Source organism: Hespellia stercorisuis DSM 15480 (genome assembly GCF_900142165.1).
GTDB lineage: Bacteria > Bacillota > Clostridia > Lachnospirales > Lachnospiraceae > Hespellia > Hespellia stercorisuis.
The window spans coordinates 121900-134893 of sequence record NZ_FQZY01000005.1 but is presented as its reverse complement, the minus strand read 5'-3'; the positions used below and the strand labels follow the sequence as shown (position 1 = coordinate 134893).

At 46.3% G+C, this 12994-nt stretch carries 10 protein-coding genes and 1 pseudogene; 10 read left to right on the top strand and 1 reads right to left on the bottom strand.

Annotation, left to right across the window (positions count from 1 at the left end; all coding sequences use genetic code 11):
* Positions 1–6: 6 nt before the first annotated feature.
* Genes BUB85_RS00630 through BUB85_RS00620 form a run of 3 tightly spaced genes read left to right on the top strand, consistent with a single transcriptional unit; the run spans position 7 to position 2949 of the window.
* On the top strand, positions 7–912 hold the full coding sequence (locus BUB85_RS00630; RefSeq protein WP_073103724.1) for a carbohydrate ABC transporter permease: 906 nt from the start codon (positions 7–9) through the stop codon (positions 910–912).
* A gap of 12 nt (positions 913–924) precedes the next feature.
* Positions 925–1803 (top strand): carbohydrate ABC transporter permease, encoded by an 879-nt coding sequence (locus BUB85_RS00625; RefSeq protein ID WP_073103719.1) that lies wholly within the window; start codon positions 925–927, stop codon positions 1801–1803.
* Between the two features lie 27 nt (positions 1804–1830).
* Positions 1831–2949: a phosphotransferase enzyme family protein gene (locus BUB85_RS00620; RefSeq protein ID WP_073103717.1), complete on the top strand. Its 1119-nt coding sequence runs from the start codon at positions 1831–1833 to the stop codon at positions 2947–2949.
* 135 nt (positions 2950–3084) lie between these two features.
* Here the strand turns inward: BUB85_RS00620 and BUB85_RS22400 are convergent.
* Positions 3085–3971, bottom strand: a pseudogene (locus BUB85_RS22400) (AraC family transcriptional regulator).
* Positions 3972–4166: 195 nt separating this feature from the next.
* Here BUB85_RS22400 and BUB85_RS00610 point away from each other — a divergent pair.
* The 7 genes from BUB85_RS00610 (at position 4167) to ilvC (ending at position 12869) form a co-directional block, all read left to right on the top strand.
* Positions 4167–6119, top strand: a complete 1953-nt coding sequence (locus tag BUB85_RS00610) for a DUF5107 domain-containing protein (RefSeq protein WP_073103715.1) — start codon at positions 4167–4169, stop codon at positions 6117–6119.
* Positions 6120–6139: 20 nt separating this feature from the next.
* Positions 6140–7060, top strand: coding sequence for a nucleotidyltransferase family protein (locus BUB85_RS00605; protein WP_073103883.1), 921 nt, complete (start codon positions 6140–6142; stop codon positions 7058–7060).
* A gap of 68 nt (positions 7061–7128) precedes the next feature.
* Positions 7129–8145 carry a UDP-glucose 4-epimerase GalE gene (gene galE / locus BUB85_RS00600; RefSeq protein ID WP_073103713.1) on the top strand — a complete coding sequence of 339 codons (1017 nt, stop codon included), beginning with the start codon at positions 7129–7131 and terminating at the stop codon, positions 8143–8145.
* A 180-nt stretch (positions 8146–8325) separates the two neighbouring features.
* Positions 8326–10218, top strand: a complete 1893-nt coding sequence (locus BUB85_RS00595; protein WP_073103711.1) for an ABC-F family ATP-binding cassette domain-containing protein — start codon at positions 8326–8328, stop codon at positions 10216–10218.
* Positions 10219–10223: 5 nt separating this feature from the next.
* Complete coding sequence (locus BUB85_RS00590) at positions 10224–11138, top strand: magnesium transporter CorA family protein (protein WP_073103709.1); 915 nt, start codon at positions 10224–10226, stop codon at positions 11136–11138.
* Positions 11139–11263: 125 nt separating this feature from the next.
* Positions 11264–11764: an acetolactate synthase small subunit gene (gene ilvN, locus BUB85_RS00585; RefSeq protein ID WP_073103706.1), complete on the top strand. Its 501-nt coding sequence runs from the start codon at positions 11264–11266 to the stop codon at positions 11762–11764.
* Between the two features lie 82 nt (positions 11765–11846).
* Positions 11847–12869, top strand: a complete 1023-nt coding sequence (gene ilvC / locus BUB85_RS00580) for a ketol-acid reductoisomerase (RefSeq protein ID WP_073103704.1) — start codon at positions 11847–11849, stop codon at positions 12867–12869.
* Positions 12870–12994 lie beyond the last annotated feature (125 nt).

The window sequence follows — 12994 nt, the reverse complement described above, 5'->3', positions numbered from 1 at the left end:
ACGGATTTGAAAAAAAATAAAGCAATGATTATTACTTTTCTGGCACCTGCGGTGATTTTATTCTGCCTGATTTTCCTGTATCCGATTATTCGTACGTTGACCATGAGCTTTTTCAATATCACAGGTGTGACAGATCCGATGAGCAAATGGCAGTTTATTGGTATAGGAAATTACACAAAATTATTTAGTACAAGTTTATTTAGAACATCTATGGTAAATCTGGCCAAGATCTGGCTGTATGGCGGAATCATCGTTATGTCGATTTCACTTTTGCTTGCAGTTGTGCTGACAAGCGGTATCAGAGGTAAAAAGTTTTTCCGTGCGGTAATTTATCTGCCGAACATCGTGAGTGCGGTTGCTCTTGCAACCATGTGGCTGCAGTACGTATACAGCCCGAAATTTGGACTGATTAAAACATTTTTCGAGAAAATAGGTTGGGAAAGTATGTCCAAGGTACAGTGGCTGGACAATGAACATAAATTTGGTGCACTGCTGGTTGCGTATTGCTTTGGTATGATTGGCTATCACATGCTGATCTGGACCAGTGGAATTGAGCGAATCAGCCCGGAACTGTTTGAGGCGGCTACAATCGATGGAGCAAATAAGCCAGCTCAGTTCCGCTACATGACACTTCCTCTGCTGAAAGGCGTATTCAAGACCAATATCACCATGTGGAGTGTGAGCTCGGTTGCGTTCTTCCTCTGGTCACAGCTGTTTTCGAGTGTGACGGCGGATACAAAGACCATCACGCCGATGGTGTACATGTACACGAAGGTATTCGGAGCCGGTAACTCCGTGACGGAGCATGATGCCGGTGTCGGCGCGGCAGTCGGAGTGATACTGAGTATCTGTGTGGTAATTATATTTACACTCTGTAATAAGTTCATCAAAGATGATGAACTGGAATTTTAGGGGGGATGAGAGATGGCGAAAGAAAAAAAAGAATATAAAAAGATCAATTGGAAAACCGAAGCCAAACTTACTCCCGGCTATATTATTCTGATCGTATGGGTGCTGTTTACGGTTGTTTTACTTGGATGGGTTTTCGCGGCAAGTTTTTCCACCACAAAAGAAATCTATCAGGGAAATGCGTTGAAATTTGCAACCGGCTTTCACTTTGAAAATTATGCGAAGGCCTGGAGTGGAGGAAACGTATCTACGTTCTTTACGAACTCCCTTGTTTACTCGGCTGTGTCCTGTGTACTTTTGATTCTGATCTGTGCACCGGCTGCATACATATTATCCAGATTTACATTCCTTGGAAACAAGGCAATCCAGACTGGATTTGTATCCGCAATGGGCGTGCCGGTTATCATGGTGGTACTGCCTTTGTTCTCCATGATTTCCGCAATGGGGGTTCTGAACAATATCTTTGCAAATAAGATACTGCTGATTTTCCTGTATGTCGGAATCAATATTCCGTATACGACCATATTCCTTCTGACGTTTTTCAGTAATATATCGAAGACTTATGAAGAAGCGGCGGCAATCGACGGGTGTCCTCCGACCAAGACTTTCTGGAAGATCATGTTCCCGATGGCACAGTCAGGGCTGGCTACCGTTACAATTTTTAACTTTATCAATATCTGGAATGAGTACTTCCTGTCACTGATTTTCGCAAACTCAGACAAGCTGAAACCAGTAGCCGTAGGTCTGTACGGCATGATCAACTCCATGAAGTACACCGGAGACTGGGCTGGTATGTTCGCAGCGGTTATCATCGTATTTTTACCGACATTTATATTGTATATCTTCTTGTCAGAAAAAATCATCGGTGGTGTTACAGGCGGAATCAAAGGCTAATTATGAGCATATGGAGAGGAAGGTACGATGGATAGAGAGTATGCATGTTCAAAAAGAGAAGAGGCAATTAGCAATTTCCGGTTTGTAGGAAAACTGGAGAGTGCCACGCCTTATGGTAATGGTCACATCAACGACACGTTTCTGCTGGTTTTCTCCCAGCCTGATATGGGGAATCACAGAGTGATTCTGCAGAGGCTGAATAATGAGATCTTCAAAAAGCCGGAAGAGGTTATGGCGAATATTCTGGGTGTGACTTCATATTTAAAAAAGCAGATTATTGCAAACAACGGGGACCCGGACAGAGAGACTTTGAACATTATCCTGACAAAGGATGGCAAGCCTTTTTATAAGGACTCTATCGGAAGTTACTGGAGAGCATATTTTTTCATCGAAGGGGCAACCTGCTTCGAGAAGGTGGAAAAAGAAGAGGATTTCTACGAGAGTGCTTATGCATTTGGACATTTTCAGATGCTGTTGTCGGATTATCCGGCAGATACGTTATATGAGACGATTGTAGGATTTCATGATACGGCCTCCAGGTTTGAGACATTTAAGAAAGTGGTGCAGGCAGATGTGTGCGGGCGTGCATCCGCTGTGCAGGAAGAGATTAATTTCGTACTTCAGAGAGAAGAACTTATCCACATTCTGCCGGATATGTTCCAGGCCGGCAAGCTGCCGCTTCGCGTAACCCATAACGATACGAAGCTGAACAATATCATGATCGACAACTGTACCGGAAAAGCTGTCTGTGTTATTGACTTGGACACAGTGATGCCGGGATTTGCGGTAAACGATTTTGGCGATTCCATTCGGTTTGGAGCAAGCACGGCGGCGGAGGATGAGCGGGATCTTGAGAAAGTCAGCTGTGATATGGCACTGTTTGAGTGCTACGTGAAGGGATATCTGAAAGGCTGTGAGGGAAAGCTTACAGATACAGAGGTTTCTCTGCTTGCGGCGGGAGCAAAGCTTATGACGTTTGAGTGTGGTATGAGATTCCTTACCGACTATCTGGATGGGGACCACTACTTTAAGATTCACCGCGAAGGACATAACCTGGATCGATGCAGAACGCAGTTTAAGCTGGTGCAGGATATGGAAAATAAGTGGGATACCATGACAAAGATCGTAGAGAAATATGGAAGCTGATTTTTATTAAGAAGCAGTGTCATGGAGTGGAAGGGAAAAGACAGATTGGGAAGTACAGCCCTCCGGATGGTGGCTGTAGGGATTTCTCAGGAAAGGAGGCGGAATTATCCATTGCGGATAGTTTCGCCTCCTGTTTTAATCGGTAAAAATCTTTATGGAGGAGGAATACTCGGAGGGCGTCATGCCTGTGATCTTTTTGAACTGCCTCGAGAAATAGTGGATGCTGTTGTAACCGAGAAACTCAGCGATCTGCGTGAAATTGTGGTGATTCTGGCGTATGATCTGCTTCGCAAGCTCAATTTTCAGTCTGGAGAAGTAATCAATGATCCCACAGTCGTTCCGCTCACGGAATAATTTCTGGATCTGAGAGCGGCTGATCATATTCTCACGACAGATGATCTCGATGGTGAGGTGCTCCCTGATATGTTCTTCCAGATACGTAGTGATCCGTTGATATGCCTCGTTGTCATTCTTCTGCTTGACAGATTTTACCGGTTGTGAGCTTGGCTGGGACAGAAACTGTCCGCGAATCATGTGGATCAGCAGCTCTTCCAGATAGATCCGAATCAACTGCTGGGAGCCGAAATAAGGCTCCTCCACCAGCTGGAGCTTCTGGGTGTAAGGGTTATTAAACGGAGAAGCGAGACAGCGCTTGGCCTCGTTAATGTTTTGGCGATGAGTGTGCGGTCCACCTCGCTCATCTGCAGAACGCGATCTTCAAAGTGCTTCATGCAGGGGGCAGTACAGCGGAAAGAGATGACGACCAGATTGGGAGCGCTTGTTCCGTTGGTCGTCACATTATGAAACTGGTTGGGCTTGTGGAACGCGATGTTGCCTTTGGTCAGAGTGAGATGCTTCTCCCCCGCCTGAATGTTTACTTCTCCTTTGTCGACACAGATAAACTCCCAGAAATCGTGGGTTTCCCCCTCGAAAGAAAAATTATTCATATATTCAAAATAATGGATGCTGAAGATTTCTTCAATCTTGAGTTCATCGGCTAATATGATACCTTCGTATGCCATGGTGGTCTTCTCCTTTGTATGGGAATACATATGGTTATCATAAAACATACAGTAGATTTTTGCAAGAAAAAGAAAATAATAGTGCAAGTTTGACAAAATATAGTATAAAGCATTTTGGGAGTGGATGTACTAGAATGATAGGAAGAACGGATAGAAAAACAAACATGTAAAGATAACGTACAAGGAGGTGCAGCAATGTCAGAATTACGTTTTGAGTTTATGGAAATTCCGGTCAGTGAGAAGGGAGAACCGTCATCGGTACCCGATATTTCCAGAGTTCTCGAAGGGGAAGGAAATCTTTCGTGTTCCCTGGACGAGAACGATGAAATTTATGAAAACTACGGGAGGGTTGCGACGGCTTTTCCATACAGGGCCTATCATTGCTATCATAGGGAATGCCGTCGGAAAAAGGTTCGGATCGCGATTCTGGAAAATGATTTTCTGAGGGCAGAGTTCCTGATAGAGTATGGGGGAAGGCTGTGGAAATTAATTGACAAAGTGACAGGAGAAAACCTCCTGTATACGAACGACGTGATCCGTCCCAGCAATCTCGCGACGAGAAATGCCTGGTTCAGCGGCGGAACAGAATGGAATATCAGCATCATCGGCCATTCCCCGTTCACGATGGAACCGGTTTTCGTGGCACAGCTTGAGGACGACGAACATAATCCGGTGCTTCGCATGTATGAATACGAGCGGATCCGGAGGGTGACTTATCAGATGGACTTCTGGCTTGGCGCTGAGGATACGTTTTTGAACTGTCGGATGCGGATCGTGAATCCGAACAGTGAGGTGATTCCCATGTACTGGTGGAGCAACACGGCGGTGCCTCAGTACCCGGGGGGGAGGATTGTTGTTCCGGCGGCAGAGGCATACACAAATGATGCATCCGGCGTTCATAAGACAGGGATTCCAATCGTCGACGGAGTCGACATTTCCCGGTATGAGGAGATACCTCTCCAGACGGATTATTTCTTCAACATACCGGCCGGTGAGCCTAAATTTCTGGCCAATGTGAACCGGAAGGGGTACGGACTTCTGCATCTGTCAACAGAGAGGCTGCAGAGCAGAAAGCTGTTTTCCTGGGGCAATAATGAGGCTTCGGCTCACTGGCAGGAATGGCTCACAGACAAGGCAGGTCCCTATGTGGAGGTACAGGGCGGACTGGGTAAGACGCAGTACGGCTGTATTCCCATGGCACCGCATACCGCCTGGGAGTGGCTGGAGCAGTACGGACCAATCCGGATCGAGGAGAGCGCAGTAAGCCAGTCTTATGAAAAACTGAGGGATGTGGTGCAGTACCGGGTGGAGACGGAAGCAGACCAGAGAAAGCCGGATACCGTGCTCTGCCGGACCAGACGGATGGCAAAACGGAGCGCAAGGCTTGTGCAGACCGGAAATGGCGCGGGTGCACTTGAAAACCTGTGCAGACAGAAGCGGGGAGAAAAACCGCTGGAGGAACATCTGGACTTTGGTGAGACACAGACGGAGCAGGAGGAGTGGGTACAGCTGCTGCAGAAAAACAGATTCCCGGAACCGGAACCGGATTGCAGACCGCGGGACTACACAAATGAAGACACGATTTTTGAGGCACTTCAGAAATTCTGCAAAAAGAAGAAAAATAAAAACTGGTACAGCTGTTATCAGCTGGGAGTGATCTATCTTTGCCGCGGGCAGTATGAGCCGGCGCAGGAGTGGCTGGAAAAATCACTGGATATCCGGAAAAACCCATGGGCGTACCATGCGCTTTCAATCATAGAGGCACAGAAAAAAAATCAAAAAAAATCGATAAAATATATCAGGAGAGGGCTTGCTATGTGCGGGGAGGATTTGTCGTATATCCGGGATGCATACAAGATTCTGCTGCATGCAAAGGGATATGAGGCACTGCTTGAGGATTATGCACAAAGGCCGAAAAATCTGGCCGGGGAGGCAAGACTACAGCTTGATCAGGCACTGGCGTTAAACCAGATTGGGGAGAGTGAGAAGGCGTATCAATTGCTGGGAGGAGGCGATTTTGTGCTGGATGATTTGAAGGAAGGGGAGGATTCTTTAGAAAAACTGTGGACAGAACTACATGAAAAGGTATATCATGAAAAGGTCAGAGCACCTTACAACTATCAATTTAATACACAAATAAAACAATAGGTGAATTGGAGGTAACAATGATGAAAAAACCAGTACTTGTGATTATGGCAGCCGGAATGGGGAGTCGTTACGGCGGATTGAAACAAATAGACCCGGTGGATGAGCAGGGACATATTATTATGGACTTTTCCATTTACGATGCAAAAAAAGCAGGGTTTGAAAAAGTGATTTTTATTATTAAAAAAGAAAATGAAGCGGATTTCAGAGAGTGCATCGGAAACCGCATGAGTGAACAGATGGAGGTTTCTTATGTATTCCAGGATCTTCACAATATTCCGGAGGGCTTTGAGGTCCCGGAGGGAAGAGTAAAACCTTTTGGAACAGGTCATGCCATTCTCAGTTGTATCGATGCAATCGACGGGCCATTTGCAGTCATTAACGCCGACGATTACTATGGACAGCATGCATTGCAGGTGATCTACGATTATCTGGCAGACCATGAGGACGATGAAAAATACCGCTACACCATGGTGGGATATATTCTGAAGAACACGCTGACCGAGAACGGGCATGTGGCAAGAGGTGTCTGCGAGATGGATGAGAAGGGCTATCTGGTCAATATATGTGAGAGAACGCATATTGAAAAATGCGGCGACGGAGCCCGCTTTACGGAGGACAACGGTGCAACATGGACAGAAATTTCGCCGGAATCCACGGTTTCCATGAATATGTTTGGCTTTTCAAAGAGTATTTTGAAGGAGCTAAAAGAACGCTTCCCGCTGTTTTTGGAGGAAAACCTGAAGAAAAATCCTCTGAAATGTGAATATTTTCTTCCGACGGTAGTCGGGGAACTTCTTCAGGAGAATAAGGCAACCGTGGAGGTTCTGAAATCTTCTGACAAGTGGTATGGCGTGACTTACAAAGAGGATAAGGCGGTTGTCGTTGAGGCAATCAGACAATTGAAAACGAAGGGATTATACCCGGAGAAACTGTGGGATTAACCTGTGTCTGACAGGACAGCGGATTGAGAACAGATGAATACATTCGTATAGAAAAAGGAGAAAAAGAAATGGCTATTTTAGTTGCTGGAGGAGCAGGATATATTGGAAGTCATACCTGCGTGGAATTGCTGAACCGAGGATATGAGGTCATTGTATTTGACAATCTCTATAATTCAAGTGAGGTTGCTTTGGACCGTGTGGAAGAAATTACGGGGAAAAGAGCAAAGTTCTATAAAGGAGACTGCCTCAACCGTGAGGATCTGGAGGAAGTGTTTGCGAAAGAGGATATCGATGCGGTCATTAACTTTGCGGGCCTCAAAGCAGTGGGAGAGTCTGTGGAGAAGCCATGGGAATACTACCATAACAATATCACAGGTACGCTGATTCTCTGTGATGTCATGAGAAAACATGGATGCAAAAACATTGTATTCAGTTCTTCTGCAACGGTTTACGGAGATCCGGCGGAGATTCCGATTACAGAGAACTGCCCGAAGGGGGTCATCACCAATCCATACGGACAGACCAAGGGAATGCTGGAACAGATACTGACTGATCTGAGCGTCAGCGATCCGGAGTGGAATATTATGCTTCTCCGTTACTTTAATCCGATCGGAGCACATGAATCCGGTCTGATCGGGGAGGATCCGAAGGGAATCCCGAACAATCTGGTGCCTTATATCGCACAGGTTGCAGTCGGTAAATTAAAGTGTCTCGGTGTGTTTGGCAATGATTACAATACACCGGATGGAACCGGAGTCAGAGATTACATTCATGTGGTCGATTTGGCGGTTGGACATGTGAAGGCAATCGAGAAGATGAAAGAGACAACCGGGGTTAACATTTACAATCTTGGAACCGGAGTGGGCTACAGTGTGCTTGATGTGGTGAAGGCTTATGAGAAGGCATGCGGAAAAGAGATTCCGTATGAGATCAAACCCCGCCGTGCCGGTGATATTGCTACCTGCTATTCCGATGCGACAAAGGCAAAGAATGAACTGGGATGGGCTGCAGAGAGAGGAATCGAGGAGATGTGCAGGGATTCCTGGAACTGGCAGTCAAAGAATCCGGACGGATACCGCGGCTAGTACACAGAAGGAGCACTTTACTGGACAGCAGATGCAGGAATCCTGCATCTGCTGTGTCCGAATATGGAGCAGAGAACAAAGCACTTCGTTTACGAAATTCCTGCGTTGAAAACATCTGCACCGACACTTCCTCTACGGAAGCACTATGAACAAGCACTACAAGAAAGAGTAAGACTGACTATGAATTTATTAACAATGGAACAGATTACCAAGGCCTACACGGACAAGATTCTTCTTGACCGTGTAGATTTTAGTATAAACGAACATGAAAAAATTGGAGTCATCGGAATCAATGGAACCGGGAAATCCACGCTGCTGAAAATTGCGGCAGGTCTGGAGGAAGAGGATGACGGAAAGATCAGCAAGGGCAGCAATGTAAAGCTGCGCTATCTTCAGCAGACCCCGGTATTTGAGAAGGATATGACAATTCTGGATGCTGTGCTGCATGACAATGTCAGTGAGATCAATGAATGGTCCATCGAGAGCGAGGCAAAAATCATGATTCAGCGTCTGGAACTTCCAGATTACTCTGAAAAGGTTGAACACCTTTCCGGTGGGCAGAAAAAGAGGGTGGCGCTGGCGAACACGCTGCTGGCTCCGGTGGAGATTCTGGTGCTGGACGAGCCGACCAACCACCTGGACGAGCAGACATCTTCCTGGCTGGAGGAGTATCTGACCGCATTTAAGGGTGCCATCCTCATGGTGACTCATGACAGGTATTTCCTGGATCGTGTGGCAACGCGGATTGTAGAGGTGGACAAGGCGAAGATCTACAATTATCCGGGGAATTATTCGGAATATGTGACACTGAAGGCGGAGCGTCAAAACATCGAGATTGCCGGCGAGAAAAAGCGGCAGAACATTCTCCGCACAGAGCTGGAATGGCTTCACAGAGGGGCGAGAGCGCGCTCTACAAAGCAGAAGGCACACATCGATCGGATTGAGGCGCTACAGAATACTGCGGCACCGGTGCAGGACGGCACGGTGACGATGAACTCGGTGTCCTCCAGAATGGGGAAGAAGACCATCGAACTGGAACACATTTCCAAGGCCTACGGTGACAAACGGCTGATTCAGGATTATTCCTATATATTTCTGAAAAATGACCGGATCGGGATCATCGGAGAGAACGGATGCGGTAAGAGCACACTCCTGAAGATTATTACGGGAGAACTGGCACCGGATGAAGGCACCGTGGAGACGGGGGAGACAATCCGGGTTGGTTACTTTTCCCAGGAGAATGAGGCACTGGACGATTCCATGCGCGTCATTGATTATGTGAAAGAGGTGGGAGAGTATATCCGGACGACGGATGGGCTGATTACGGCATCCCAGATGCTGGAGAAATTTTTGTTTGAGGGATCGGCACAGTGGTCACCAATCGGGAAACTCTCCGGCGGGGAGAAGCGAAGGCTGTACTTGCTGCGAATCCTTATGAGCTCGCCAAACGTACTGATTCTGGATGAGCCGACCAATGATCTGGATATCCAGACGCTGACGATTCTGGAGGATTATCTGGACAGTTTTGACGGCATTGTGATCACCGTATCCCATGACCGGTATTTTCTGGATCGCATTGTACGGCGTATTTTCTCTTTTGAAGGAGCGGGGGAGGTGAAGCAGTATGAGGGAAACTATTCCGACTATCTGCTGGCAAGACCGGAGGAACCAGGTACGGGGACAAGCGGAGCGGCATCTGGCTCCTCCGGTGCAGCAGCCGGAGGAAAATCCGGAGGTTGTACGGATTCCAAAGCTGTGAATGCGGACTCTTCGGACGCTCAACTTACAGATCAAAAGTCTGCGGACACCGGAAGAGGTCATGCCAGAAAACTGAAGTTCAGCTACAAAGAGCAGCGGGAGTTCGAGGGAATCGACGAGGAGATCGCTACCCTGGAAGAAAAGATTGAACAGCTGGATGCAGATGCGGCCAAAAACGCGAGCGTGTACGGAAAGCTGAACGAAATCATGGAAGAAAAAGCGGAGGCGGAGCAGCAGCTGGAAGAGAAAATGGAGCGCTGGGTTTATCTGAATGATCTGCACGATCAGATCATGGCAGAGAAAAGCGAGGGGTGAGAGAGATGAAATATCGTTTGGACGGAAAAATAACACCACTTTATGACAGCAAACCGGATCCACAGGATGTGATCGTGGAGACCATCACGTCGGCGGAGTACAAAAAATGCCCGGACAGTATGAATAAACGTCTGCTCCTTAAAAGCGTTGAGAATGCGCAGTACTGCAAGGCGGATGTGTTCGGGGACAGTATAGTCGGAACCTTTGTGATACCGGATAAGGCAGATCTGATCCACGGGGAGCGGTCTTTCGGATTTTCCATGAAAAAAGGTATTCTTGTATTTGTGGATGATGGAAATACAGTGGATCACATAATCAAGGAGCTTGCGGATGCCCAGATACTCGAAAAAACATTTATCGGCCATCTGATGTTTGAATTTATGGAATATCTTATCAAGGATGATGTGATCTTTCTTCAGGACTATGAAAAGAGACTGGCGGGAATGGAGGACGAACTGATGAAGAACGGACTCCCCAATTTCAATGAAGAAATCCAAAATGTACGCAGGGAACTCCTGGTGATGGAATCTTATTATCGCCAATTGCTGGATTTGAGCGACACATTTGACCAACAGAACAACTGTCTGCTGAGTGAGGCGGATGAGAGACTGTTTAGTTTTTTCCTGAACAGAGTGGGCAGGCTGTGCGAGAACGTGCAGATGTTGAAGGAATACTCCATCCAGCTGCGTGAGATGTACCAGTCTCAGATCGATATCCGCCAGAACAAAATCATGCAGTTTCTGACGGTTGTGACTACTGTGTTTATGCCGCTTACGCTGATTGCGGGGTGGTATGGAATGAATTTTATCAATATGCCGGAATTGCAGTCACCGTATGGCTATTGGATTATTATTGCTGTCAGTATTGCAACAATTTTAATTGAAATCTGGTATTTTAAGATAAAAAAATGGCTTGATTGATCAAATTTAATCTTAAAATGATGAAATGTAATGTAATTCATAAAAGCGGCTTGACAAAGAGACGGTTAGTTGCTATTATATAAAAACAGAACGCACTCTGTTTTTGAAAGAAAGTGAGAAATAATATGAGAAGACAAGTATATTCTTTAATTGTGGACAACAATCCAGGTGTATTGAGCAGGATTGCCGGATTATTCAGCAGACGCGGATACAGCATTGACAGTATTACGGCGGGGAAAACAGCGGATCCAAGGTTTACGAGAATTACAGTGGTCTCCAGCGGAGATGAACTGATTCTCTCACAGATTGAAAAACAGGTACGTAAACTGGAGGATGTGGTCGAGATCAAGCTTCTTAAGGATGATGACGCCGTGTACCGTGAGTTGATCATGGTCAAGATTCGTGCAAACGCGACACAGAGAGCCGAGATTGTCTCTGTGGCAGATATTTTCAGAGCGAAGGTGGTTGATGTGGAGAAGGAATCACTGATGATTGAACTCACAGGGAATCAGTCCAAGCTGGAAGCATTCCTGAACCTGTTGGATGGATATGAGATCTTGGAGCTTGCGAGGACCGGAATTACGGGACTTGCCCGCGGAATCAAAGATGTGACGATCATCGAGTAGAACCGAAGCTAGAGGCGGGTGCCTTTAACTATATATTATTAATGATTCAATGATGTTTCATAATTTTAGGAGGAAACGAAAAATGGCAGCAAAAATTTATTATCAGGAAGATTGTAATTTATCATTATTGGAAGGTAAAACAATCGCAGTTATCGGTTACGGCAGTCAGGGACATGCACATGCACTGAACGCAAAAGAGTCAGGATGTAACGTGATCATCGGTCTCTATGAAGGCAGCAAGTCCTGGGACAAAGCTGTGAAACAGGGATTTGAAGTATACACAGCGGCAGAAGCAGCTAAAAAAGCTGATATCATCATGATCCTGATCAACGATGAGAAACAGGCAGCTATGTACAAAAAAGATATCGAGCCAAACCTGGAAGAAGGCAATATGCTGATGTTCGCACACGGCTTTGCAATTCACTTCGGACAGATCGTACCACCTGCAAACGTTGATGTTACCATGATCGCTCCTAAGGGACCGGGACATACAGTACGCAGCGAGTATCAGGCAGGCAAAGGAGTTCCTTGTCTCGTAGCTGTACAGCAGGACGCTTCTGGCAAAGCACTTGACATGGCTCTGGCTTATTCATTGGCAATCGGTGGAGCAAGAGCAGGTGTTCTTGAGACTACATTCAGAACAGAGACAGAGACAGACCTCTTCGGAGAGCAGGCAGTACTTTGTGGTGGTGTTTGTGCATTGATGCAGGCTGGTTTCGAGACTCTTGTAGAAGCTGGATATGATGAGAGAAACGCTTACTTCGAGTGTATTCATGAGATGAAACTGATCGTAGACTTAATCTACCAGTCTGGATTCGCAGGAATGAGATACTCTATCTCTAACACAGCAGAGTACGGCGATTACATAACAGGACCAAAACTGATCACAGAAGAGACAAAGAAGACAATGAAGAAGATCCTTTCAGACATCCAGGATGGTTCTTTTGCAAAAGAATTCTTACTCGACATGTCAGCAGCAGGCGGACAGGCTCACTTCAGAGCTATGAGAAACATCGCAGCAGAGCATCCATCAGAGAAGGTTGGAGCTGAGATCAGAAAACTGTACAGCTGGAACAATGATGATGAGAAACTCATCAATAACTAATCCAATTACAGTTTATATTGAATGTCAGGCAGTCCCGCAATTTTTTGCGGGGCTGCTTTTTCTGTCACAGGAAATTCCTTCGAACTTTTTATGATGGAAACATTTACTTGATTGGCGCATAGCTT

Coding starts and splice junctions, on each gene's coding strand:
- BUB85_RS00625 (WP_073103719.1), top strand. CDS start 925: ATGGCGAAAGAAAAAAAAGAATATAAAAAGATCAATTGGAAAACCGAA.
- BUB85_RS00620 (WP_073103717.1), top strand. CDS start 1,831: ATGGATAGAGAGTATGCATGTTCAAAAAGAGAAGAGGCAATTAGCAAT.
- BUB85_RS00610 (WP_073103715.1), top strand. CDS start 4,167: ATGTCAGAATTACGTTTTGAGTTTATGGAAATTCCGGTCAGTGAGAAG.
- BUB85_RS00605 (WP_073103883.1), top strand. CDS start 6,140: ATGAAAAAACCAGTACTTGTGATTATGGCAGCCGGAATGGGGAGTCGT.
- galE (WP_073103713.1), top strand. CDS start 7,129: ATGGCTATTTTAGTTGCTGGAGGAGCAGGATATATTGGAAGTCATACC.
- BUB85_RS00595 (WP_073103711.1), top strand. CDS start 8,326: ATGAATTTATTAACAATGGAACAGATTACCAAGGCCTACACGGACAAG.
- BUB85_RS00590 (WP_073103709.1), top strand. CDS start 10,224: ATGAAATATCGTTTGGACGGAAAAATAACACCACTTTATGACAGCAAA.
- ilvN (WP_073103706.1), top strand. CDS start 11,264: ATGAGAAGACAAGTATATTCTTTAATTGTGGACAACAATCCAGGTGTA.
- ilvC (WP_073103704.1), top strand. CDS start 11,847: ATGGCAGCAAAAATTTATTATCAGGAAGATTGTAATTTATCATTATTG.